20 protein-coding genes and 1 tRNA gene are annotated in these 23,802 nt (G+C 71.7%); 11 read left to right on the forward strand and 10 right to left on the reverse strand.

What is annotated here, in order from left to right; all coding sequences use genetic code 11:
* Nucleotides 1-165: 165 nt before the first annotated feature.
* A tRNA-Gly gene (locus tag ACFYY2_RS28760) sits at nt 166-239 on the forward strand.
* A 54-nt stretch (nt 240-293) separates the two neighbouring features.
* Here ACFYY2_RS28760 and ACFYY2_RS28765 read toward each other — a convergent pair.
* Entirely contained in the window at nt 294-488 is a 195-nt protein-coding gene (locus ACFYY2_RS28765) for a hypothetical protein (RefSeq protein ID WP_145801539.1), read from the reverse strand.
* A gap of 479 nt (nt 489-967) precedes the next feature.
* Between ACFYY2_RS28765 and ACFYY2_RS28770 the strand changes: the two genes are divergently transcribed.
* Nucleotides 968-2,131, forward strand: coding sequence for an acyltransferase family protein (locus tag ACFYY2_RS28770; protein WP_388748300.1), 1,164 nt, complete (start codon nt 968-970; stop codon nt 2,129-2,131).
* Between the two features lie 61 nt (nt 2,132-2,192).
* Here ACFYY2_RS28770 and ACFYY2_RS28775 read toward each other — a convergent pair whose 3' ends face one another.
* Nucleotides 2,193-2,693, reverse strand: coding sequence for an HD domain-containing protein (locus tag ACFYY2_RS28775; protein WP_388748302.1), 501 nt, complete (start codon nt 2,691-2,693; stop codon nt 2,193-2,195).
* 151 nt (nt 2,694-2,844) lie between these two features.
* On the opposite strand from ACFYY2_RS28775, the gene ACFYY2_RS28780 reads away from it, so the two are divergent.
* Entirely contained in the window at nt 2,845-4,023 is a 1,179-nt protein-coding gene (locus ACFYY2_RS28780) for a cation:proton antiporter (protein ID WP_388748304.1), read from the forward strand.
* A gap of 120 nt (nt 4,024-4,143) precedes the next feature.
* Here ACFYY2_RS28780 and ACFYY2_RS28785 read toward each other — a convergent pair whose 3' ends face one another.
* A complete protein-coding gene (locus tag ACFYY2_RS28785) occupies nt 4,144-5,289 on the reverse strand; it encodes a PP2C family protein-serine/threonine phosphatase (protein ID WP_388748306.1) in 1,146 nt (381 codons plus the stop codon).
* 105 nt (nt 5,290-5,394) lie between these two features.
* On the opposite strand from ACFYY2_RS28785, the gene ACFYY2_RS28790 reads away from it, so the two are divergent.
* Entirely contained in the window at nt 5,395-6,627 is a 1,233-nt protein-coding gene (locus ACFYY2_RS28790; protein ID WP_388748308.1) for a GNAT family N-acetyltransferase, read from the forward strand.
* Nucleotides 6,628-6,659: 32 nt separating this feature from the next.
* Here the strand turns inward: ACFYY2_RS28790 and ACFYY2_RS28795 are convergent, their stop codons facing one another.
* Nucleotides 6,660-7,481, reverse strand: a complete 822-nt coding sequence (locus ACFYY2_RS28795) for an Fpg/Nei family DNA glycosylase (RefSeq protein ID WP_388748310.1) — start codon at nt 7,479-7,481, stop codon at nt 6,660-6,662.
* A 74-nt stretch (nt 7,482-7,555) separates the two neighbouring features.
* Nucleotides 7,556-8,044 carry a ribose-5-phosphate isomerase gene (locus tag ACFYY2_RS28800; RefSeq protein ID WP_388748312.1) on the reverse strand — a complete coding sequence of 163 codons (489 nt, stop codon included), beginning with the start codon at nt 8,042-8,044 and terminating at the stop codon, nt 7,556-7,558.
* Between the two features lie 251 nt (nt 8,045-8,295).
* Here ACFYY2_RS28800 and ACFYY2_RS28805 point away from each other — a divergent pair, with 251 nt between their 5' ends.
* Entirely contained in the window at nt 8,296-9,735 is a 1,440-nt protein-coding gene (locus tag ACFYY2_RS28805) for an amino acid permease (protein WP_388748314.1), read from the forward strand.
* 119 nt (nt 9,736-9,854) lie between these two features.
* Here ACFYY2_RS28805 and ACFYY2_RS28810 read toward each other — a convergent pair whose 3' ends face one another.
* Nucleotides 9,855-10,448, reverse strand: a complete 594-nt coding sequence (locus ACFYY2_RS28810; protein ID WP_388748316.1) for a biotin transporter BioY — start codon at nt 10,446-10,448, stop codon at nt 9,855-9,857.
* Between the two features lie 258 nt (nt 10,449-10,706).
* Here ACFYY2_RS28810 and ACFYY2_RS28815 point away from each other — a divergent pair, with 258 nt between their 5' ends.
* The 3 genes from ACFYY2_RS28815 to ACFYY2_RS28825 all read left to right on the forward strand — a co-directional run bounded on the left by ACFYY2_RS28815 (nt 10,707) and on the right by ACFYY2_RS28825 (nt 14,323).
* Nucleotides 10,707-12,101 carry an amino acid permease gene (locus ACFYY2_RS28815; RefSeq protein ID WP_388748318.1) on the forward strand — a complete coding sequence of 465 codons (1,395 nt, stop codon included), beginning with the start codon at nt 10,707-10,709 and terminating at the stop codon, nt 12,099-12,101.
* A 119-nt stretch (nt 12,102-12,220) separates the two neighbouring features.
* Nucleotides 12,221-13,636, forward strand: a complete 1,416-nt coding sequence (locus ACFYY2_RS28820) for an amino acid permease (RefSeq protein WP_388748320.1) — start codon at nt 12,221-12,223, stop codon at nt 13,634-13,636.
* A gap of 36 nt (nt 13,637-13,672) precedes the next feature.
* Nucleotides 13,673-14,323 (forward strand): CatB-related O-acetyltransferase, encoded by a 651-nt coding sequence (locus ACFYY2_RS28825; protein ID WP_388748322.1) that lies wholly within the window; start codon nt 13,673-13,675, stop codon nt 14,321-14,323.
* Here the strand turns inward: ACFYY2_RS28825 and ACFYY2_RS28830 are convergent.
* Nucleotides 14,311-15,276, reverse strand: coding sequence for an ArsR/SmtB family transcription factor (locus ACFYY2_RS28830; RefSeq protein WP_388748324.1), 966 nt, complete (start codon nt 15,274-15,276; stop codon nt 14,311-14,313). The two genes, ACFYY2_RS28825 and ACFYY2_RS28830, sit on opposite strands and share 13 nt — an antisense overlap.
* A 59-nt stretch (nt 15,277-15,335) precedes the next feature.
* Between ACFYY2_RS28830 and ACFYY2_RS28835 the strand changes: the two genes are divergently transcribed.
* Together ACFYY2_RS28835 and ACFYY2_RS28840 are read left to right on the forward strand one after the other, a co-directional pair.
* Nucleotides 15,336-16,523, forward strand: coding sequence for an MFS transporter (locus ACFYY2_RS28835; protein WP_388748326.1), 1,188 nt, complete (start codon nt 15,336-15,338; stop codon nt 16,521-16,523).
* Between the two features lie 148 nt (nt 16,524-16,671).
* A complete protein-coding gene (locus tag ACFYY2_RS28840) occupies nt 16,672-17,313 on the forward strand; it encodes a superoxide dismutase (RefSeq protein ID WP_388748328.1) in 642 nt (213 codons plus the stop codon).
* A gap of 124 nt (nt 17,314-17,437) precedes the next feature.
* Here ACFYY2_RS28840 and ACFYY2_RS28845 read toward each other — a convergent pair whose 3' ends face one another.
* From ACFYY2_RS28845 to ACFYY2_RS28855, 3 genes are all read right to left on the reverse strand, one after another.
* Nucleotides 17,438-18,907 (reverse strand): pyridoxal phosphate-dependent decarboxylase family protein, encoded by a 1,470-nt coding sequence (locus ACFYY2_RS28845; protein ID WP_388748330.1) that lies wholly within the window; start codon nt 18,905-18,907, stop codon nt 17,438-17,440.
* Nucleotides 18,897-20,270 carry an MFS transporter gene (locus ACFYY2_RS28850; protein ID WP_388748332.1) on the reverse strand — a complete coding sequence of 458 codons (1,374 nt, stop codon included), beginning with the start codon at nt 20,268-20,270 and terminating at the stop codon, nt 18,897-18,899. The genes ACFYY2_RS28845 and ACFYY2_RS28850 overlap by 11 nt, the downstream gene beginning before the upstream one ends.
* A gap of 122 nt (nt 20,271-20,392) precedes the next feature.
* Complete coding sequence (locus ACFYY2_RS28855; protein WP_388748334.1) at nt 20,393-21,043, reverse strand: DsbA family protein; 651 nt, start codon at nt 21,041-21,043, stop codon at nt 20,393-20,395.
* 132 nt (nt 21,044-21,175) lie between these two features.
* Here ACFYY2_RS28855 and pepN point away from each other — a divergent pair, with 132 nt between their 5' ends.
* Nucleotides 21,176-23,767, forward strand: a complete 2,592-nt coding sequence (pepN, locus tag ACFYY2_RS28860; protein ID WP_388748336.1) for an aminopeptidase N — start codon at nt 21,176-21,178, stop codon at nt 23,765-23,767.
* Nucleotides 23,768-23,802 lie beyond the last annotated feature (35 nt).

Consider the following 23,802-nt stretch of genomic DNA (forward strand, 5'->3'; position numbering starts at 1 on the left):
AGGGTACATGCAGACGAGCGGTGCGTCGGCCTCTTTGCACGGACCGTCACCGGGAGTCGCGGGGGTCGTCACGGGGGCGCGGCGATACGGGTGTGCGCGCACCTTCCCGGACCCGCTACGATGCTTCCCGTACCGAGGTCCGCAGGGACCCGCGGTGCGGCGCTTGCGGGCGTAGCTCAATGGTAGAGCCCTAGTCTTCCAAACTAGCTACGCGGGTTCGATTCCCGTCGCCCGCTCCACACGGAGAACCCGGTCCGGCAGTCGACTGCCGGACCGGGTTCTTTCGTATGCCGTCAGAAACTGATCTGGTTGATCGTGTCGGCTATCGAGTTCATGAATCTGTTGATCGACGGCGCCATGCCCGTCGAGGCGAGGAAGAAGCCGAACAGTACGGCGACGACCGCCGGACCGCCCTTGAGGGACCCGCCGCGGATCAGCACCACCAGGACGATCCCCAGCAGAAGCACCACAGACAGTGAAATGGCCACGACTGATCACACCCTTGGTCGGTCCGCCTTGCCGGCCCGGTGGCATGCGGCCCGGCACACCTCCGTCGCGCCCATCGTGCCACCAACTCCCCCGTGGCTGCTGCTGGGTGACGCAGCGGACTGACCGGATCGCGCCATCCTCGCGCCCGCGCGCGCCCGGGCGCACCCCGGCGCGGAAGGGGGCCCCGCGCAGTGGCGCGGTCCGTAGGCGGCATTCCGCTCCCCGTCGCGCGCAAGGCGGTTCGAATATCGGCCGACGTGATCGTTTCCATATCCCCACACTTCATCCACGGCGATTTTCCGGGTGTTCGTGCGACGTAATTCACTCTCACCAATCACTCGCCGAAATGCACCATTTAAGACGGATGAATCACTACAGAACGGGCACGAACGACAGGTTTCGTTTTCGACTCCCCGGGCAGACGCGATATCTCTTCAGGGTTTTACGCATACCGATCCACGGGTCTAAGGTGCATGAGATGTCCAAAGCTCCGAGCGAAATTCAGCGGTCCCCGATCACCCCGGAGAGCCGGGAGTCGGAGCCCAGACACCCGCGGACCCCGACCCCCGCAGGGCCTCTCTCCCAGGCCCCCGGAACCACCCCCGTGCGCACCGCGGCGCCCGTACCGGCCAAGCGGCGCGACGCGTACTTCGACAACGTGAAGTACCTCGCCATCGTGCTCGTCGCCGTGGCCCACGCGTGGGAGCCGGTGATGGACGGCAGCCGCACCGCTCGGGCGCTGTACATGGTCGTCTACACCTTCCACATGCCGGCGTTCATCCTCGTCTCCGGCTACTTCTCGCGCTCGTTCGACATGAGCGCGCCCAAGGTGAGGCGTCTGGTCACCGGGGTCCTCGTGCCGTACGTGCTCTTCGAGACGGCGTACTCGCTCTTCAAGCGCTTCGCCGGCGGTGCGGACGACACGCAGATCACCCTGCTCGACCCGCTGTTCCTCACCTGGTTCCTGATCGCGCTGTTCATCTGGCGCGTGACCACCCCGATGTGGCAGTCGCTGCGCCATCCGCTGCCCGTGGCGCTGACCGTGGCCGTACTCGCCTCGGTGACGCCGGGCATCGGCGACGACCTGGATCTGCAACGCGTGTGCCAGCTCCTGCCGTTCTTCGTGCTCGGCCTGCTGATGAAGCCCGAGCACTTCCAGCTGGTCCGGCGGCGCGAGGTGCGGCTGATGGCCCTCCCGCTGTTCGCCGGAGCGCTGCTCTTCGCCTACTGGGCGGCGCCGCGCATGCAGCTGGGCTGGTTCTACCGCAGCAGCGCGGCCCAGGAGCTGGACGCCCCCTGGTGGTCGGGGGCCGTGATGACCCTCGCCATGTTCGGGTGCGCGCTGCTCCTCACCGTCGGCTTCCTGTCCTGGGTCCCGCGCCGGCACACGTGGTTCACCGTGCTGGGCGCCGGAACGATCTGCGGCTACCTGCTGCACGGCTTCCTGGTGAAGGGGGCCGGCTACTACGGGCTCTTCGACCGCTACGAGTGGCTCAAGGGCCCCGCGGGGCTGACCGCCGTCTCCCTCGTCGCGGCCGTGGCGGTCACCCTGCTGTGCACCCCGCCGGTGCGTCGTGCGCTGCGCTTCGCCACCGAGCCGGACATGAACTGGGCGTTCCGCCGGACCCCCGCCAAGCACTGAGGCCAAGCGCTGGACCTGTCCGGATCGACCCCGTCGCGACGGGGCCGGTCCGCTCCGCGGGTCAGCCCGTTCCGGGGTTGGCTTGATCCCGCCGTTCGCCGGGCCTTCCGCCCGTCCCGAGCCCGAGCAGCCCACGCACCTGCGCATATTTCTCGGTCAGCCGGGTACGGGTCGCCGGCTCCAGCACCGCCAGCCGTTCCGGATCCGCGTTGTGGGCGAGATCCGACTCCTTGATGAGCAGCGCTCCGGGCGTGGCGAGAATCCGCCCGGTGTACGCGCAGAGGTCCTCGCCGTCCCGCTTGGTGACGGCGAGGACCATGTCCTTGACCTCCCGGGGCAGCGCGGCGTCGTCCAGCCACTGCCGGGAGAGTGCCCCGTCCTCCACCGCGTCGTGCAGCCAGGCGGCCGCGATCTGCTCCTCGCTGCCGCCCCGGATCCGTACTCCCTCGGCGACCGCGGCCAGGTGCTCGGCGTACGGGCGTCCGGCCTTGTCGGTCTGGAGGCGGTGGGCCTCGCGGGCGACGGACTCCACCTCGGACAGGGTCAGATACGCGGTCGGCATGGCCCGACCCTACGCCCCGCCCCGACGTCCTCCACCGGGTCCGGAGAGCCGGCCCGGATCGTTCGGTAAACTAATTACTGACGATTTCTTGACGCTCTCTTGACCCGCCGAAGGAGACAGGCTCATCGGACACGCAGACACGCTCATCGCCATGGGAGGCGCGTTCCTCGCGGCCGCCGTCCTCGCCCGGGTGGGCGGGCGCATCGGACTGCCCACCATCCCTCTCTTCATCCTCGCCGGCATCCTGCTCGGCCCGCACACGCCCGGGGTCGTCCTGCTCGACGATCCGCACGACCTGGAGATGCTCTCCGCACTCGGTCTGGTGCTGCTCCTCTTCTACCTCGGTCTCGAGTTCCACCTGGACGACCTGAAGACGGGCGGGCGCAGGATGGCGCTGGCCGGCGGCACCTACCTCGCCCTGAACGTCGGCGCGGGTCTCGGCTTCGGCTTCGCGCTGGGGTGGGGCACGTCGGAAGCACTGGTGCTCGCGGGGGTGCTCGGCATCTCGTCGTCGGCCATCGTCACGAAGGTCCTGGTCGACCTCGGCCGGATCGGGAACCCGGAGACGCGTCCGATCCTCGGCATCATCGTCGTGGAGGACGTCTTCCTCGCCCTCTACCTGGCGGCGCTGCAACCGATCCTGTCCGGCGCGGACAGCCTCGGCGCCGCGGTGCTCGACGGTGGCAAGGCCTTCGGCTTCCTGCTGCTGCTCGCCCTGATGGCCCGCTTCGGGACGAGACTCGTCGGCAAGCTCATGAACACGAAGGACGACGAACTCCTCGTCATCTCCTTCCTCGGGGTCGCGGTCTTCGTGGCCGGTGTCTCGGAGTGGTTCGGGGTCGCCGACGCGATCGGCGCGTTCATGGTCGGCCTGATGCTGGGCAGCACCTCCTCCGGGGAGCGCATCCTCAAGCTGGTGCACCCGCTCCGGGACGCGTTCGGCGCGATCTTCTTCTTCGCGTTCGGGCTGTCCATCAACCCCGGCGACCTGCCGAGCGTCCTGTGGCCGGTGCTGGCCGCCGTCGCGGTGACCGTGGCGATGAACGTCCTCGCGGGCCTGGCCACGGCGAGGATCTACGCCTTCGGCCCCCGGGCCACGGCGAACATCTCCACGACCCTGCTGGCCCGGGGCGAGTTCGCGCTGATCCTCGCCACCATGGCCGCGGGAGCGGGCCTGGACGAGAGGCTTTCGCCGTTCATCGCCGGGTACGTCCTCCTGCTCGCGGTCCTCTCCCCCCTGGCGGCCGGCCGTTCGCACTGGCTGGCGCGGATCCTGCCCGGGGCCCGGACCCGGGAGCGGGAGGCGGACAAGGAGGCGGTGCCGGTCTGAGCGGGCGGACGGCACGGGTGCGCGGGCCCGGGTGTCCGCGCACCCGGCAGATCCTCACGTTCGAGTGACGGGCGGGGCGTCCTGTTGACGCCTGTACCGTTTCAACCGGTTGCGTACGGTTCAGGCGCGGCGGGACAGCAGGAGGAGCGCGCGGTCGTCGTTGACGTCCTTCGCGCAGGCCTCGATCAGATGCCAGGCCGCGCCCTCGAAGCCCGTCGCGACGTAGCGGTCGGCCTCGCCGGTCAGCCGGTCGATGCCCTCGGCGATGTCCCGGTCGGAGGCCTCCACCAGTCCGTCCGTGAACAGCATCAGGACGTCGCCGGGGGCCAGCGACCCCTTCACCGCGTCGAACTGCGCCCCGTCGTAGACCCCCAGCAGGGGCCCCTCGGCCGCCATCTCCTCCCACCTGCCGCTCCCCGCGTGCAGCTGGAGCGCGGGAGGATGGCCGGCCGAGAGGAGCTCGTAGTCGCCGGACTCCAGGTCCATGACGAGGTGGATGGAGGTGGCGAAGCCCTCGTCCCAGTCCTGCCGCAGGAGATAGCCGTTGGCCGCGGGGAGGAAGCCGTGCGGCGGCAGGGAGCCCAGGAGCCCGCCGAACGCCCCGGACAGCAGCAGTGCGCGGGAGCCCGCGTCCATGCCCTTGCCCGAGACGTCGGTGAGCACGACCTCCAGGGTGCGCCCGCCGTTCGTGCGGGCCGCGACGACGAAGTCGCCGGAGAAGGACTGTCCACCCGCCGGCCGGAGTGCCATCTCGCGGTGCCAGCCCTGGGGCAGTCTCGGCAGGGCGCTCTGGACCCGGATCCGCTCGCGCAGGTCGAAGAGCATCGTGCCGCCACGCCGCCACGGCACCCCCACCCTGGCCCTGAACTGCGCGAGGACCAGGCCGAAGAATCCGCAGGCCGCGACGACCAGGACCGTGCCCGGCGTGACCCGGGCGGGCCCCTCCGTGTAGGGGCCGAGGGCCAGGGACTCCACGATCAGGGCCGCTGCCGCGGTGGCGTAGAGGCTCAGCAGACTGGCGGGGCGCAGCAGCAGGCCGCCCGCGACGATCGGCAGCGTCAGGGCCGTCGGTGAGCACCAGACCGGGTTGAGCAGGGTGCAGACGGTGATCGCCGGAATGATGACCAGGAGGCCTGCCAGGGCTATCCAGTCGCTTCCGTCACCGCGGAAGTAGTCGACTCCGGACCGGCGCAGCGCGATGCGCGCCCGGTGCATGGATCTTCGCCACCGGGCGGTGTAGGTGTCTGCTCCTCTGCGACGGGCCATTGCCCGGACCTTATCCACCCGGAGGCCTCCGGTGCAGGGGTACCCCCGTGGCAATGCCCGCGAAACCTGGTCGCCAGGACGTCTCGGCCCTGGTAGGCAGGGCGCATGACCACAGAATCGCGTGTGCTGTCCCGCTCGGACTGGGACGCCTGGCTCGGCTGTCTCGAAGCGGCGTTCGGCGGTGTTCCGATCTCCCCCGAGGGCCGGGAGATGTACGCCGCGCTCGCGGAGCCGGACCGGTCGCTCGGCCACTGGGACGGCCCGGAGTGTGTGGCGACGGCCGGGGCCTACAGCTTCAGGGTGACCGTGCCGGGCGGCCGTGCGGTGCCGGCGGCGGGGATCTCGATGGTCAGCGTCGCCGCGACGCACCGCAGGCGGGGGCTGCTCACCGCGATGATGCGGCGTCAGCTCGACGACATCCGCTCCTGGGGCGAGCCCGTCGCGGTGCTGCTGGCCTCGGAGCCCGCGATCTACGGACGGTTCGGCTACGGCGCGGCGACGTCGGAGACGAACCTGCGGATCGACAGCTCCCGGGTCCGGGTCGCCGTGCCCGCGGGCACCGACGCGGTGCGGCTGCGCCGGCTCCCGCCCGCGGAGGCACTCGGCGCGTGCGAGTCCGTGTACGGGCGGCTGGCGGCGTCGCGTCCCGGCACCCCGCTGCGGCAGCCGGGCTGGGAGCGGGTGCCGGTCAGCGATCCGGAGAGCGCCCGGAAGGGGGGCTCCCCCCTGAACTGCGTCCTCGCGGAGCGGGACGGCGAGGTGACGGGCTACGTCACCTACCACGTACGCCCCGACTGGGACGACTCCGGGCCGAGGGGCACGGTGGCGGTGCGCGACCTGATGGCGCTGGACCCCGCGTCGTACGCGGCGCTGTGGCGCTTCCTGTTCGGGATCGACCTGACGTCGGTGGTCGAGTGCCGCAACCGGCCCGCGGACGACGCGGTGCTCCGGCTGGTCTCGGACGTGCGCCGGTGCGAAGTGCGGTCGCGTGACGGGCTGTACGTCCGGCTGGTCGATCTGGGACCGGCGCTGGAGGCACGGAGCTACCGCACGCCGGTGGATGTGGTGCTGGAGGTGGAGGACGCCTTCTGCCCGTGGAACGCGGGGCGTTGGCGGCTGACGGCGGACACCGAGGGCGTCGCGACCTGCCGTCGGACGCAGGACCGGCCCGAAATCTCCCTCTCGGTGCGAGAGTTGGGGTCCGCCTATCTGGGCGGGGTGTCGCTGACGACACTGGCGGCCGCGGGTCTCGTGCGGGAACTGCGGGCGGGTGCGCTGGCCGGGGCGGCCCTCGCCTTCTCCTCGGACACGCAGCCCTGGTGCCCGCACGGCTTCTGAGGGCCCCGGGGCACGACGGGCGTGACAGACCCTCAGCGTCCGCCTGCGGACGGCTGGCAGGTCGGGCACCAGAAGAGGTTACGGGCGGCGAGTTCGGCCGTGCGGATGCCGGAACCGCAGATGTGGCAGGCCTGCCGGGCCCGCCGGTAGACGTAGACCTCACCGCCGTGGTCGTCGACCCGGGGCGGCCGGCCCATCGCCCCGGGCAGGTGCTCGGGCCGGACGGTGTCGATCCGGTTGTGCCGTACGCCCTCGCGCATCAGGACGCGCAGATCCGCCCAGAGCGCGTCCCACTCACCGCGCGTCAGGTCCTTGCCGGGGAGGTAGGGGTCGATGCCGTGCCGGAAGAGGACTTCGGCCCGGTAGACGTTGCCGACTCCGGCGACGACCTTCTGGTCCATCAGCAGGGCGGCCACCGTGACGCGGCTGCGGGAGACGCGCCGCCACGCGCGCTCGCCGTCCTCGTCGGTGCGCAGCGGGTCCGGGCCCAGCCGGTCGTGTATCGCGCGCTTCTCGGGTCCGGTGATCAGGGCGCAGGTGGTGGGACCGCGCAGATCGGCGTGGTGACCGTCGTTGAGCAGGCGCAGCCGGACGGTGCCGGTGGGCGGCGGGGCCGGGACCGTGCCGAAGCCGAGCTTGCCGAAGAGGCCGAGGTGGATGTGGATCCAGACCGATCCCTCGAAGCCCAGGAAGAGGTGCTTGCCGTGGGCGTCGACGCCGGTGAACGTGCGGCCGTCCAGCAGTGCGGCGCTTCCGGCGAAGGTGCCCTGCGGGCTGCTCACCCGCACCGGGCCGCCGGTGAACCGCTCGTGGTGGTCGGCCGCGAGGCGGTGGATCGTATGCCCCTCGGGCACGGCTGGTCTCCTGGGAACGCGGGTGTGCCGCCGGGCGGGGCCCGACGGCACGAGGGAAGCGGGTGCGGGGCGGGTCAGCCCTGCTGCGGGTGGTGGGCCGGGACCGGGGGGAGTTCCCCGGTGTTCTCGTACGCCGCGAGCATGCCGATGCGGCGGGCGTGCCGCTCCTCGCCGGTGTACGGAGTGGTCAGGAAGATCTCGACGAACCTGGTGCACTCCTCGGCCGTATGCATGCGGCCGCCGATGGAGATCACGTTGGCGTCGTTGTGCTCGCGGCCGAGAGCGGCCGTCTGCTCGCTCCAGGCGAGCACGGCGCGCACGCCCTTGACCTTGTTCGCGGCGATCTGCTCGCCGTTGCCGGAGCCGCCGATGACGATGCCGAGGCTGCCCTCGTCGGCGACGGTCCGCTCGGCGGCGCGGAGGCAGAACGGCGGATAGTCGTCCTGGGCGTCGTAGATGTGGGGACCGCAGTCGACGGCCTCGTGGCCGTGGGCCGTGAGCCACTCGACGAGGTGGTTCTTCAGTTCGAAGCCGGCATGGTCGGAGCCGAGGTACACGCGCATGGTGCGAAGTGTGACACGGACCGGGCGGGGTAATCGTCAGCGGGGTCGGGACCCACCGGGCTGTCGCGGCGGGTCGCTTCCTGTGCGGGACCTGTGTGCCATCCCACTCCGGCAACGATCGGGTCAAGGAAACGGATTAAGGGGTTCCGTTTCTGCTTCCGGTCGGGCTTGAATGCGTGGCCTTGCCTCCGCACCACCCCAGGCGGGGGCAACACCGACACACGTGATCAGAAAACGTAAGGATTCGATCCATGACGTCGCAGACGACTCTGGCAGGTCCGGGCCAACAGCCCGGTGAGCCGGGTAAGCCCGACTCCCCGGACGGGCTCAAGGCCGGTCTCAAGAACCGTCACCTCTCGATGATCGCCATCGGCGGCGTGATCGGAGCCGGCCTCTTCGTCGGCTCCGGGGCCGGGATCGCCGCCGCCGGGCCGGCCATCCTCCTGTCGTACGCGCTGGTCGGCCTGATGGTCGTCTTCGTCATGCGGATGCTCGGCGAGATGGCTGTCGCCCGGCCGAGCTCCGGCTCCTTCTCCGCCTACGCCGACCGGGCCCTGGGCCGCTGGGCCGGCTTCTCCATCGGCTGGCTCTACTGGTTCTTCTGGGTCGTGGTGCTCGCCGTCGAGGCCACGGCGGGCGCCAAGATCCTCGAAGGCTGGGTCCCGGGCGTGCCGCAATGGGCCTGGGCGCTGATCGTCATGGTGGTGCTGACGGCCACCAACCTGGTCTCCGTGGGCTCGTACGGCGAGTTCGAGTTCTGGTTCGCCGGGATCAAGGTCGTCGCGATCGGCGCGTTCGTCGTCGTCGGCCTGCTCGCGGTCTTCGGCGTACTCCCGGGCTCGGACGCCGGGGGGTCCGGATTCGCCCACCTCACGGACACCGGCGGCTTCTTCCCCGAAGGGCCGGGAGCCGTCCTCACGGGTGTGCTGATGGTCGTCTTCTCCTTCATGGGCAGCGAGATCGTGACGCTGGCGGCGGGCGAGTCCGAGGACCCGCGGCGCGCCGTCTCCAAGGCCACCAACAGCGTGATCTGGCGTATCGCCGTCTTCTACCTGGGCTCGATCCTCGTCGTGCTGACCCTGCTGCCGTGGAACGACCCGTCGATCGTCGAGGACGGCTCCTACGTCGCCGCGCTCAACGTCATCGGCATCCCGCACGCGGGCCAGGTCATGGACGTCATCGTGCTGACGGCCGTGCTCTCCTGCCTCAACTCGGGTCTCTACACGGCCTCGCGCATGGCGTTCTCGCTGGGACAGCGCGGGGACGCCCCGAAGGCCTTCGCCACGGTGAACAAGCGGGGCGTGCCCCAGGTGGCGATCCTCTCGTCCGTCGTCTTCGGCTTCGTCGCGGTGTTCTTCAACTACCAGTGGCCGGACACGGTGTTCGCCTTCCTGCTGAACTCGTCCGGCGCGGTCGCCCTGTTCGTGTGGCTGGTGATCTGCTTCACCCAGCTGCGGATGCGCGGCATCATCCTGCGCGAGTCGCCCGAGAAGCTCGTCGTACGGATGTGGCTCTTCCCCTACCTGACCTGGGCGACGATCGCGATGATCTCCTTCGTCCTGGTCTACATGCTGACCGACGACGCCGGACGCGAGCAGGTCCTGCTGTCGCTGCTCGTCGCGGCGCTGGTGGTGGCCGTCTCGCTGGTGCGGGACGCCCGCGGCCGGAAGGCGGCGGCACCGGTCGAGTGACCGGCCCGCCCGTCTGACGGCGGGTGCCGGCACCATCGCCGGGTGCCACAGAAGACGCGAAGGGGCCCGCAGGTCGTGTCAGTCCACGACCGGCGGGCCCCTTCGGCGGTGTGTGCGGCTCAGCCGCGACGCCCGATGAGCTTCCAGGAGGCGGGGAGGGCGCCCATGGCCAGCGCGGCCTTGAGTGCGTCTCCGATCAGGAAGGGCACCAGGCCCGCCGCGACGGCGGCACCGAACGACATGCCGGTGGAGAGCGCCAGGTAGGGCACGCCGACCGCGTAGATGATCAGGGAGCCGACCGCCATGGTGCCCGCGGTGCGCAGGACCGAGCGGTCACCGCCGCGGCGGGCGAGGCCGCCGACGACCGTGGCGGCGAGGAGCATGCCGAGGACGTAGCCGAAGGACGCGCCGCCGGCCCCGGAGCTGCCCTCGGAGAACCACGGCATGCCGGCGATGCCGACGAGCGTGTACAGGGCCAGGGACAGGAAGCCGCGGCGGGCGCCGAGGGCGGTGCCGATGAGCAGTGCCGCGAAGGTCTGGCCGGTGACGGGGACCGGGGAGCCCGGGACGGGCACGGCGATCTGCGCGGCGATGCCGGTGAGCGCGGCGCCGCCGAAGACGAGTGCCGTGTCGACGGCGTAACGGTTCCGGGCCGCCGGCAGCAGGTCGGCGAGGACCGCTCCGGAACGGACGGGGGCGGCAGCAGTGCTCATCAGGACTCCGCGGGTGAGATCGGCAGGGCAGGACTGATGGTGACGTTAGCCGACTGATTATCGCTCGATCACCATCAGCCGCCCACAAAGCGGTGGTTGACGGCTTAGTCGGGTTCGCACAAACGGTGTTGCGCAATCTCTCCTCGACGTGACACTGGTCACTGAGGTGAGGGAACGCCCCGGCTTCGGTTCGGGAAGGGACATCAGGCCGTGAGACTGTAGGTTCCCCATAAATGATCCGAGAGTGACCCCCAGCTCATGCACGACGCGCCCCCCACGCACTCCCCCGCACCCTCCGAACCCCTGACGCACGGCCTGAAGCAGCGCCATCTGACGATGCTGGGGCTCGGCGGAGTGATCGGAGCGGGTCTCTTCGTCGGCTCCGGGGCCGGGATCGCGGTCGCCGGACCGGCCGTCGTCGTCTCGTATCTGATCGCGGGCACGCTGGCGATGCTCGTGATGCGGATGCTGGGCGAGATGTCGGCCGCGATGCCCGCCTCCGGGTCGTTCTCCGTCCACGCGGAGCGCGCCCTCGGCCGCTGGGCCGGGTTCGGGGTGGGCTGGCTCTACTGGTTTCTGCTGGTGGTGGTCCTCGCCGTGGAGGCGACCGCCGCCGCGCAGATCGCCCATGGGTGGGTGCCCGCGGTGGACCAGTGGCTGTGGGTGCTGCTGTTCATGGTGGTGTTCACCGCGGCCAACCTGACCGCGGTGAAGAACTTCGGCGAGTTCGAGTTCTGGTTCGCCGCGCTCAAGGTGACCGCCATCGCGGCCTTCCTGGTGCTCGGCCTGCTGGCCGTCCTCGGCCTGCTCCCGGACACGGATCCGGTGGGCCTGACGAATCTGACCGGCCGGGGCGGGTTCCTGCCGAACGGCTGGAGCGGGGTCGTCTCCGGTGTGCTCACCGTGGTGTTCGCCTTCGGCGGGCTGGAGGTCGTCACGATCGCGGCGGCCGAGACCGACGATCCGGCCCGCGCGGTGGGCCGTGCGGTGCGCAGCGCGGTGGTGCGCATCCTCTTCTTCTACGTCGGTTCGATGCTGGTCGTCGTGACCGTGCTGCCGTGGACCGCGCAGCGGGCGGGGCTGAGCCCGTACGTGAAGGTCCTGGACTCCCTGGGCGTGCCGTCGGCGGGGCAGATCATGAACATCGTGGTGTTCGTCGCGCTGCTCTCCGCGCTCAACGCCAACCTGTACGGATCGTCACGCATGATCTTCTCGCTGGCCGAGCGCGGGGAGGCGCCTCGCGGTCTGCTCAGGGCCGCGGGCGGGCCGGCCGGCGGCGGGGTCCCCCGGCGCGCGGTGCTGGCCTCGGTGGCTTTCGGGTTCGTCTCCGTCCTGCTCAACCTCCGCTGGCCCGACACGGTGTTCCTCTACATGCTCAACTCGGTCGGCGCGGTGCTGCTGTTCGTGTGGGGCCTGATCGCGGCCTCCCAACTGCGGCTGCGGCGCACGCTGGAGCGCGAGGCGCCCGGCGGCCTGGCGCTGCGGATGTGGTGCTTCCCGTATCTGACCTGGGTGACGCTGGCCGGTCTGCTGGGCGTCCTGCTGCTGATGCTCACCGACGACACGGCCCGCCCGCAGGTGCTGTGGTCGGCGGGGGCCACCGGCGCCGTGCTGGTCGTGGCGGCCGTGCGGGAGTCACGGGCCCAGCGGTAGGCGGGTGGGCACGATGTGTGAACCCGGTGACCGTATAGCGGACAGCCGTTCCCTGCCGCCGGGACGCGTGTTCAGACTGTGGGCCGTCCCCTGTCCCCACCAGTGAACAGAGCCGCCCCATGTCCCGGACCTCTGCGCCGCCCCCCACGGACTCCGCAGCCCCCACCGCCGACTCCGCCCTCACCCACGGCCTCAAGCAGCGTCACCTGTCGATGATCGCCCTCGGCGGTGTCATCGGTGCCGGGCTGTTCGTCGGCTCGGGCGCGGGCATCGCCTCCGCGGGCCCCTCCATCGTGATCGCCTACGGCATCTCCGGACTGCTGGTCATGTTCGTGATGCGGATGCTCGGCGAGATGTCCGCTGCCAATCCCGCGTCCGGCTCCTTCTCCGTCCACGCGGAACGGGCGATCGGACCGTGGGCGGGCTTCACCGCCGGGTGGTCGTTCTGGGTGCTGCTCTGCGTCGCCGTCGGCCTGGAGGGCATCGGCGCCGCGCAGATCGTCACGGGCTGGCTGCCCGGGACCCCCGAGTGGGCCTGGGTGGCCCTGTTCATGCTGGTCTTCCTCGGCACGAACCTCGCCGCGGTGAAGAACTTCGGCGAGTTCGAGTTCTGGTTCGCCGCGCTCAAGGTCGTCGCGATCAGCCTCTTCCTGGTGCTCGGCGTGCTGGCGATCCTCGGCGTGCTGCCCGGCACGGACTCCCCCGGCGCCTCGAACCTCACCGCGGACGGCGGGTTCCTGCCGCACGGCTCGAACGGGTTCATCATCGGGCTGCTGGCCTCCGTCTTCGCGTACGGCGGCCTGGAGACGGTCACCATCGCGGCGGCGGAGTCCGAGAACCCGGTGCGGGGCGTCGCCAAGGCCGTGCGCACGGCGATGTGGCGGATCGCGGTCTTCTACGTCGGCTCGATGGCGGTCGTCGTCACCCTCGTCCCGTGGGACGACCCCCAGGTGGCCGAGGTCGGCCCGTTCTACGCGATGCTCGACCACCTCGGCATCAGCGGCGCCGCGGAGATCATGAACGTGGTCATCCTCGTCGCCCTCCTCTCCGCGATGAACGCCAACATCTACGGCTCATCGCGCATGGCCTGCTCCCTCGTAGCCCGCGGCCAGGGCCCGAAGGTCCTCGGCAAGGTCTCCTCCGGCGTCCCCCGCAACGCCGTGCTCGCCTCGTCCGTCTTCGGGTTCCTCTGCGTGCTGCTCAGCTACTGGCGCCCCGAGGACGTGTTCCCGTGGCTCCTCAACATGATCGGCGCGGTGATCCTGGTCGTCTGGATCTTCATCGCCGTCTCGCAGCTGATCCTGCGCAGGCGGACCGAGCGGGAGGAACCGGACCGGCTCGTCGTCCGCATGTGGCTCTTCCCGGTGCTGACCATCGTGGCGCTGGCCGCCATGGCCTGCATCTTCCTCCTGATGCTGCGCCAGCCCGGCACGCGCGACCAGCTGCTGGCGACCGGTGCGCTGACCGCCGCGCTGGTCGTGACCGGTCTGGTGCGCCAGAAGCGGGCCGGGCGCGCGGCCCCGGCGCAAACCTGAGTGCGGGCGGCACGGTCCTTCTGCGAGGGTGCCTCCATGAGCCCCCTTCTCCCCGCGGATCCGACCGTGCTGCACCCGATGCCCGGCCAGCCGAGGGTGGTGCAGCTGAAGCCCCTGGTCACCTCGCCGCTCATCGAGGCCGGCGCGTACTCCTACTACGACGACCCCGATGACGCGACGGCGTTCGAGACCCGCAACGTGCTGTACCACTACGGCCCGGAGAAGCTGGTCATCGGCCGGTTCTGTGCCCTCGGGACCGGTGTGCGGTTCATCATGAACGGCGCCAACCACCGTATGGACGGGCCCTCCACGTTCCCCTTCCCCACCATGGGCGGCTCCTGGGCCGACCACTTCGACCTGCTGACCGGACTGCCCGGCCGGGGCGACACCGTGGTCGGCCACGACGTGTGGTTCGGCCACGGGGTGACCGTGATGCCGGGCGTGCGCATCGGCAACGGCGCGATCCTCGCCACCGGTTCGGTCGTCACCTCCGACGTGCCGGACTACGGCGTCGTCGGCGGCAACCCGGCGAAGCTGATCCGCACCCGCTACGACGAGAAGGACGTCGCCCGGCTCCTCGCCGTCGCCTGGTGGGACTGGCCGGCCGAGCACATCACCGCGCACGTGCGCACCCTCATGTCCGGCAGCGTCGACGACCTGGAGGCGGCGGCGCCTCAGCCCGGCTGAGCCCGCAGGAGCACGTCGCCCGCCTCGGTACGGAAGTACAGGACCGAGCGGCCGGACCTGCGGCGCCCGGCGAGACCGGCGTCCAGCAGCACCTTCACGTGCCTGCCCACCGATCCGAGGCCCTGACCGGTCAGAGCCACCAGTTCCGTGGTGCTCCGGGGCCGGTCGAGGAGCACGAGGACCCCGGCCCGCGCGGGTCCGAGCAGCCGGCCGAGGCTGTCGGGCGCCACGGGCCGGCCGGCGTCGAAGAGGGCTCCCGAACAGGCGTACACGATCGCGTAGCGCTGCGCCGCGGCGTCCCAGGAGACCCAGCCCTGACGCGGCGTGACCGGGATGAACACCAGGGTGGCGTCGTCCAGTTCACGTGGGGGGTAGTCACGCGGGTTCACCTGGAGCCTGCTGCCGCCCAGCCAGCGCACACCGGGGTTCAGGCTCTCCAGCGCCCCGGCCCAGCCGCCCCGGCTCAGCTGACCGGCCCGGGCCACGATGTCCGCCTCGATGATCCGGCGGCGACGCGGCCAGTCCGGGCGCACGAGGTGTTCCCACACCCATTCCAGCAGGTCGGCGGCGCACCGCGGCAGATCGGCGTCGCGCAGCGCGGCCGGGAGCGGGCCCCCTCCCGAGACCTCCAGATCGGCCCGGGCCTCTTCCACGGACGTCTGTCGCACCCGGTCGAGCTCCTGGGCGAACGTGCCGGGGCCGCTGGGTGTGGGCGTGAGGAAGTCCGCGTTCCAGTGGCCGCCGAGGCCGGCCGGGGCGAGGCGGGCGGCGGCCGGATCGCCGGCCAGGCGCTCCCGGTAGGCGGGTCCGTGGGTGTCCAGCCATGCGCGCTCGGCGGGGTTCGCCGCGGTCCCCCGCACCAGGAACTGGAGCGTGGCCGTGACCTCGGCCAGTTCCGACACGACGAATCGGCCTGCCGCCAGCGTGTCCGCGTTGACCTGCCACCACCCCATGTTTCGCCTCCGCGCGAAACAGTAACGGCCGCACCGGGCACCGGCCGAGACTCCCCGGCATGCTCACCTACCGGGAAGTCTTCCGCGTGCCGCAGTTCGGTGCCCTCTTCACGACCGGCGCCCTGCAGGGCGCCGCCGCGACCACGGGCCAACTGGCCCTCGGCGTCCTCGTGTTCTCGTCGACGGGATCCCCGCTGCTCTCGGCGCTCTCCATGTTCGGCTCCTCGCTCGCCCAGCTGGCCGGCGCGACGCTGCTGATGTCGGCGGCCGACCGGCTCCCCCCGCGCGCGGCGCTGAGCTGCGCGGCGCTCGCCTTCGGCGCCTGTACGGCAGTCCTGGCCCTGCCCGGGCTGCCCCTCGTCCTGGTCTTCGCCGTGGTCCTGGGCGAGGGGGTCGTGGCCGCCGTGACCGGCGGGGTGCGGTACGGACTGCTCGGCGAGATCCTGCCCAGGGACGGATACCTGCTGGGCCGCTCGGTGCTCAACATGTGCTCCGGCACCATGCAGATCGTCGGGTACGCGCTGGGTGGCGTCCTGGTGGCCGCCCTGTCCCCGCGCGGCACGCTGCTCGTCGCCGCCGCGCTGTACGCCGCCGGAGCCGCCGCGGCCGGGCTCGGCCTCGCACACCGGCCGGCCAGGGTCACGGGCAGGCCGTCGGTGCGCGAGACGTCGCGGACGAACGCGCTCCTGTGGTCCTCGGCCCCGCGCAGGCACGTCTACCTCTCACTGTGGCTGCCCAACGGCCTGGTCGTCGGCTGCGAGTCCCTCTTCGTGCCGTACATGCCGGACCGGGCGGGACTGCTGTTCGCCTGCGCCGCGTTCGGCATGCTGATCGGGGACACGGTCACGGGGCGCCTCCTCCCGGCGCGATGGAGGGGACGGCTCGGCATCCCGCTGCTTCTGCTGCTCGCCGCCCCCTACCTCCTGTTCGCGCTGCGGCCGGGGCTGCCGTGGGCGCTCGCTCTGGCCGCTCTGGCGTCGACGGGCTTCTCGGCGAGCCTCCTCTTCCAGGAGCGGCTGATGGCGCTGACCCCGGACGCGGCCGCCGGCCAGGCCCTCGGTCTGCACGCGTCCGGGATGCTCGCGCTGCAGGGGATCGCCGCGGCACTCGCGGGCACGGTGGCCCGGTGGACCTCCCCCGCCGCGGCGATGGCGGTGATGGCCGCGGCCTCCGCCCTGGCGACCCTCTGCCTGGCACCGGGGCTGGTCCGGGAGCGCGCGCGGAGCACCGTGCGGCCCGTCACCTGAGGGCGGTCTCCGGTTCCGGCGGACCACGAGCGGCCGGCCGGACCCGTCCCAGGACCATGGGCTGATCACTTCCGGCCCTTCCTCCTGCTAGCCTGCAATTGCGAAGGACTTGCAATAACAACCAGGCAGCAGTTGGAGGGTTCGACCCATGGCCACGTACACGCTCCCGGAACTCCCGTACGACTACGCGGCGCTCGAACCGGTCATCAACCCGCAGATCATCGAGCTCCACCACGACAAGCACCACGCCGCGTACGTCAAGGGCGCCAACGACACCCTCGAACAGCTCGAAGAGGCGCGGGACAAGGGTGCCTGGGGGGCAGTCAACGGCCTCCAGAAGAACCTGGCCTTCCACCTCTCGGGCCACATCCTGCACTCGATCTACTGGCACAACATGACCGGTGACGGCGGCGGCGAGCCCCTCGCGGCGGACGGCGTGGGCGACCTGGCGGACGCGATCACGGAGTCCTTCGGCTCGTACGCCGGCTTCAAGTCCCAGCTGACGAAGGCCGCGGCGACCACGCAGGGCTCCGGCTGGGGCGTCCTCGCCTACGAGCCCCTCAGCGGCAGGCTGATCGTCGAGCAGGTCTACGACCACCAGGGCAACGTCGGCCAGGGCTCGGTCCCGATCCTGGTCTTCGACGCCTGGGAGCACGCCTTCTACCTGCAGTACAAGAACCAGAAGGTCGACTTCATCGAGGCGATGTGGCGCGTCGTCAACTGGCAGGACGTGGCCAGGCGCTACGCCGCGACCAAGGAGCGCGCCGACGTGCTGCTGCTGGCCCCCTGACGGACCCGATGCGTCCTGCCTCGTGATCGTCTTCTCAACCTTCACCGGGCAGGCGGATGAACGGTGAGCCCCCGCGAGGACATGACTCGCGGGGGCTCACCCATGCCGTGCGCCGCGGGCGGCGTCAGATCCGGAAGACGGAACCGATGAACTCGGCCAGCAGGCGCTCCTTGAGGGCACGCGGCAGTGCGTCGAGCAGGACGAGTACGGGTGCCATCCGCTCCGGGAGTCCGCCCCCGCCGCCGAGTCCGGCGAAGGCGAGGACGGCGGCGGTCTCGTCCGGGCCGAGCGTCGCGGGATCCAGCCCGGCCGCGAACGACGCGAGGGCCGGGTCGACCGCCACCGGGTCCAGCGCCCGGGCCTTCGCCAGCGCGGCGGTGAGGTCGTCGAGGAGCGGGCCGACCTGGCCGACGGTGGCCGGGGTCAGGGTGAGGTGGAGGTTGGGCGGCAGGCCGTCGAAGGAGAGCTGCGGCTGGAGGTACCAGCCCAGCTCGCGCATCTCGTCGGCCAGGTGCAGGAGCAGGCTGAGGTCGGGGGCCCCGTCCTGTCGGCCGGAGACGGTGAACGCGACGAGTCCCGCCGCGGGATCGCCCAGGACGTGCACGCCGTCGATGGACCGCAGTCCGGCGAGCAGCCGGTCCGACGCCTCCCCCACCCGGCCGGCGAGCGCGGTGTATCCGTCCTCGCCGACGTGCCGGAGGACGGCCCACGCCTGCGCCAGCAGACCACCGGACTTGGTGCCCTGCACCGTCGGGTTGACGACGGGGTAGCCGGGCCAGCCCGCGTGCGCGAAGTACTGGTGGCGGCGGAGCCCGGCGTCGCGGTGGAGGACCACGGAGGCGCCCTTGTCCGCGTAGCCGTACTTGTGCAGGTCCACGGAGAGCGACGTGACGCCCGGCACGGACAGGTCGAAGGGCGGCACCTCGCGCCCGGCGCGCCGCAGGTAGGGCAGGATCCAGCCCCCGATGCACGCGTCCACATGGCAGAGCACCCCGCGTGCGGCGGCCGCCGCCGCGATCTCGGCCACCGGGTCGATCACCCCGTGCGCGTACGAAGGCGCCGAGGCGACCGCCAGCACGGTGCGGTCGTCGAGCGCTGCGGCCATCGCGCCGGCGTCGGCCCGGAAGGTGACGGGGTCGACGGGCACGACGACGGGGTCGACGCCCAGGTAGGCCGCGGCCTTGTGGAAGGCCGCGTGGGCGGTGGACGGCAGCACCATCCGGGGCTCGGTGATCCCGCGCTCGGAGCGGGCGTGGTCGCGGGCGGTCTTGACCGCGAGCAGGATGCTCTCCGTGCCGCCGCTGGTGAACGTCCCCTGGGCGCCGGGGGCGCCGAGCAGGGCGGCGACGGCCGCCACCAGGTCGTTCTCCAGCCGCGCGACGCTCGGGAAGACCGTGGGGTCGAGCGCGTTGACCGTCGCGAAGGCGGTGTACGCCTCGGCGGCCAGCTCGTCCAGACCCTCCAGCCCGGCGTCGTAGACGTAGGCGAAGGTACGGCCCCCGCGCGTGGGCGCGTCCGCCTCGCGCAGGGCGCGCAGTTCGGCGAGCACCTCGGTGGCGGGGCGGCCGTCGGGCAGGGCGGGTTCAGTCGGCACGGGCGGGCTCTTCCTGGAGGGGGTGGGGCGCGGTCGGAGTCGCGCGGTAGCGGCTCAGCAGCAGGAGGCTCGCGGCGGCGAGGACGGCGGGCAGCACGCTCATCCCCGCGGTGATGCCCGTGAGGGCCGCGGCGGGCTGCTCCACCTGGTGCGCGGCGTCGGACGAACGGAAGCCGGTCACGGCCAGGACGAGGGCGAACACGCCCGCGCCCAGGGCGAAGGCCAGGGTCTCGGCGGCCGTCCACAGCCCCGTGAAGGTGGCGGCCCTGCGCCTGCCGGTGGCGACGGCGTCGGCGGCCAGGGTCTCCGCGAGCATGGTGAGCGGGAGCAGTTGCAACCCGGCGTAGGCGATGCCGACGAGGACCACCGCCGCGTACCCGACGGCCTGGCCCGCGACGCCCGTGAGGCCGAGGAGCACAGCGCCGGCCGTGTAGAGCAGCGACGCGCACCACTGGGCGTACGTCACGCCCTTGTGCCGGGCCAGCAGGTTCCACAGCGGCATGAAGAGGACCAGCGGGCCGATCAGGCAGACGAACAGCGGGGTGACGGCGCCCGCCGATCCGAGGGTGTACGTCGCGAAGTACTGGACCCCGGCGAGCATGACGCCGATGGCGAGGGCCTGGAGCGTCCACATTCCGGCCAGGTACAGGAACGGCCTGCTGGAGCGGGCCGCGGCGAGCTGCGCCCGGAGGGAGGGTTCGGCCTCGCTGCGCGCCACGGCCGGGGCGCGGCGGGTGGCGGCCCACGCCCCGAACATCCCGGCGGCCAGAAGCAGGGCGACGACGGCGCCCATCGTCCGGTAGCTCTGCGGGGTGTCGCCGTCGGCGTGGGCGATCGCGGGGGCGAGCGCGCCGGACAGCAGGATCGCGACGCCGAGGAACCCCACCCGCCAGCCGAGGACGCGCCCGCGTTCACGCGGGTCCTCGGTCATCTCGGCGGGCATGGTCACGTACGGCACCTGGAAGACGGCGTACGCGGTGGCGGCGAGGAGGAACAGGGCGCCGACGTAGGCGGCGGCCGCGGCTCCGCGCAGCGGCGGGGCGGCGAAGATCAGCGCGAAGAGCGGCGGCAGCGTGCAGGCGCCGGCCAGGAGGAACGGGCGGCGCGGTCCGCCGCGCAGCCGGCTGCGGTCGGAGAGCGCGCCGACGAGCGGGTTGACGAGGACGTCCCAGGCCTTGGGCAGGAACACGGCGGCGCCCGCCACGGCGGCGGGCACGGCGAGGACGTTGGTGAGGTAGTAGAGGAGGATCAGGCCGGGCACGGTGGCGAAGGTGCCCGTGCACAGGGAGCCGAGCCCGTATCCGATCCGCACGGTGGGCGGCAGGGGCGGGGCCGCGGGACGGTCCGGACCGGCATCTGGCATGGCCAGATCATGAACGACGGTTCACCGCTTCGGCAATACCCGGGATCCGCGCGGACGCACCGCCGCCGCACCGCGGGCCGGACCGGTCGCCCCGGCCCGGCCCGCGGTGCGGCGGCACGGGATCAGTCGAAGACGGGGCCCTGGGTCCGGGTCCGCTTGAGCTCGTAGAAGCCGGGGATGGACGCCACCAGCAGCGTGCCGTCCCAGAGCTTCGCCGCGTCCTCGCCCTTCGGGGCGGGGGTGACGACGGGACCGAAGAAGGCGACCTGCTCGCCGTCCGCACCGGGCACGGCGATGACCGGGGTGCCGACGTCCTGGCCCACCTTGTCGATGCCCTCCTGGTGGGAGGCGCGCAGCTCCTTGTCGTACGCGTCCGAGTCGGCGTACTCCAGCAGTTCGGCCGGCAGGCCGACGTCCGCCAGGGCGCCCGCGTACGCCTCGCGGGTGAGGCCCTCACCGTTGTTGTGGATGCGGGTGCCGAGCGCGTTGTAGAGGGGGCCGACGACCTCGTCACCGTGCTTCTGCTGCGCGGCGACGACGATGCGGACGGCTTCCCAGGCCGTGTCGCGCATGATCTCGGCGTACTTCTCGGGGAGCTCGTCCAGCCTGCTCTCGTTGAGGACGGCGAGGCTCATCACGTGCCAGCGGACCTCGACGTCGCGGACCTTCTCGACCTCCAGCATCCAGCGGGAGGTCATCCACGCCCAGGGGCAGAGCGGGTCGAACCAGAAGTCGACCGGGACCTTGCCGCCGGCCGTGCTGTTCTCGGGCATGTCTCTCCTCATGAGGTCGGTCTGCACCTCCCCGCAGAACACCGCGGAGCACTCCGGCCATTCCCGTGTGTGGGGGCGGAGTGCCGCATGCGAGGATCAAAGGTGTTCGAAAGAGACACGAAGGAGTGTTCCGTGCCCGGTGAAAACCTGTCCCGCGACGAGGCCCGCGTGAGGGCCGAGCTGCTGACCGTCGACGGATACGAGGTCGCCCTCGACCTGCGTTCCGCCGTCGGCGAGCCCAGCGGGTCCGACGGGGAGGCCGGTCCGCGCACCTTCCGCTCGCGGACGACGATCCGCTTCCGTGCCGCCCTTGCCGGGGCGTCGACCTTCGCCGACCTGGTGGCCCCGGCCGTGAGCGCCGTGACGCTGAACGGGAAGGACCTGGATCCGGCGGCCGTCTTCGACGGCACCCGGATCGCGCTGGACGACCTCGCCGAGGGCGGCAACGTCCTGGTCGTCGACGCGCTGTGCGCGTACAGCCGGACCGGCGAGGGCATGCACCGCTTCGTCGACCCGGAGGACGGCGAGGTCTACCTCTACACGCAGTACGAGCCGGCCGACGCCCGGCGCGTCTTCGCCAACTTCGAGCAGCCCGACCTCAAGGCTCCCTACCGCTTCGAGGTGACGGCGCCCGAGGGCTGGCGGGTGTGGAGCAACGGCGCGGAGGAGTCGCAGGACGGCGAGGTGCACCGGTTCGCGGAGACCCTGCCGATCTCGACGTACATCACGGCGGTCGTCGCGGGCCCCTACCATCACGTCACCGACAGCTACACCCGCACACTCGACGACGGCACGAAGCTGGAGATCCCGCTCGGCGCGATGTGCCGCAAGGGGCTCGCGCGGCACTTCGACGCCGACGACATCTTCCTCATCACGAAGCAGGGCCTGGACTTCTTCCACGACCACTTCGACTACCCGTACCCGTTCGGGAAGTACGACCAGGCGTTCGTGCCGGAGTACAACCTCGGCGCGATGGAGAACCCGGGCCTCGTCACCTTCCGCGAGGAGTACGTCTACCGGGGCAAGGTCACCTCGGCGTCCTACGAGCGCCGGGCCAACGTCATCCTGCACGAGATGGCGCACATGTGGTTCGGCGACCTGGTCACCATGCGGTGGTGGGACGACCTGTGGCTGAAGGAGTCCTTCGCCGACTTCATGGGGACGTTCTCGATGGTGGAGGCGACCCGTTTCACCAACGGCTGGATCACCTTCGCCAACAACCGCAAGGCCTGGGCGTACCGCGCCGACCAGCTGCCGTCCACCCATCCGGTCACGGCCGACATCCGTGACCTGGAGGACGCCAAGCTGAACTTCGACGGGATCACGTACGCCAAGGGCGCCTCCGTGCTGAAGCAGCTGGTGGCCTACGTGGGCCGGGACGCCTTCCTGGAGGGCGCGCGCCGCTACTTCAAGCGCCACGCCTTCGGCAACACCCGGCTGGGCGACCTGCTGTCGGTGCTGGCCGAGACGTCCGGGCGCGACATGACGGCCTGGTCGCGCGCGTGGCTGCAGACCGCGGGCGTCAACACCCTGACCCCGGTCGTGACCTGCGACGACGAGGGCCGCGTCGCGGAGCTCGCCGTGACGCAGGAGGCCGCCGCCTCGCATCCCGAGCTGCGGCCGCACCGGGTCGCGGTGGGCCTGTACCGGCTCACCCCGGAGGGCACCGTGGAGCGGTACGCCCGCGCCGAGACCGACGTCGCGGGCGAACGCACCGTCGTCGCGGAGCTGGCCGGGGCCGAGAGGCCCGACCTGGTGCTGGTCAACGACGACGACCTCACGTTCTGCAAGGTGCGTTTCGACGAGCGCTCGCTGGACACCCTCCGCGAGCACCTCGGTGACATCACCGACCCGCTCGCCCGGGCGCTGTGCTCGTCGGCGCTGTGGAACCTGACGCGTGACGCGGTGCTGCCGGCCCGGGACTTCGTCTCCCTCGTGCTGTCGTCCGCCGGCCGCGAGTCGGACATCGGGGTCCTGCAGATGCTGCACACCTGGGCCCGCTCGGCCGTGGACCACTACGCCGCGCCGGCCTGGCGCGAGGAGGGCGGCCGGGCTCTGGCCGAGGGCGCGCTGCGTGAGCTGCGGCGCGCGGAGCCGGGCAGCCAGCACCAGCTGACGTGGGCCCGGTTCTTCGCGGCGGTGGCGGCCTCGGACGCGGACCTCCGGCTGCTGGCCGGGCTGCTCGACGGCTCGGCCGTGATCGAGGGCCTGGACGTCGACCAGGAGCTGCGCTGGGCCTTCCTGTCCCCGCTGGTCTCGCACGGCGCGGCGGACGAGGCGGCGGTGGACGCCGAACTCGCCCGCGACGACACCGCGTCCGGCAAGCGGCACCACGTGCGGTGCCTCGCGTCGCGGCCCTCGGCGGCGGTCAAGGCCCAGGCGTGGGCGGCGGTCGTCGAGTCGGACAAGCTGTCCAACGCCCTCGTCGGGGCGACGATCGCCGGTTTCGAGCAGGCCTCGCAGCGTGAGCTGCTGGCGCCGTACACGGCCTCGTACTTCGAGGCGATCGAGCGGGTGTGGGCCGAGCGCTCCATCCAGATCGGCATCGACGTGGTCAAGGGCCTGTTCCCGCAGCTGCAGGACGACCCGGCGACGCTCGCCGCGACGGACGCGTGGCTGACCTCGCACCCGGACGCGGCACCGGCGCTGCGGCGACTGGTGCTGGAGGCGCGGGACGACCTGGCGCGGACGCTGCGCGCCCAGGAGCGCGACGCGGCGGAGTGAGTACCCGGCGCGCGCCCCCGCACACGCGTGCGGGG

The sequence above is a fragment of the Streptomyces sp. NPDC001822 genome (assembly GCF_042892135.1).
Taxonomy (GTDB): Bacteria; Actinomycetota; Actinomycetes; order Streptomycetales; family Streptomycetaceae; genus Streptomyces.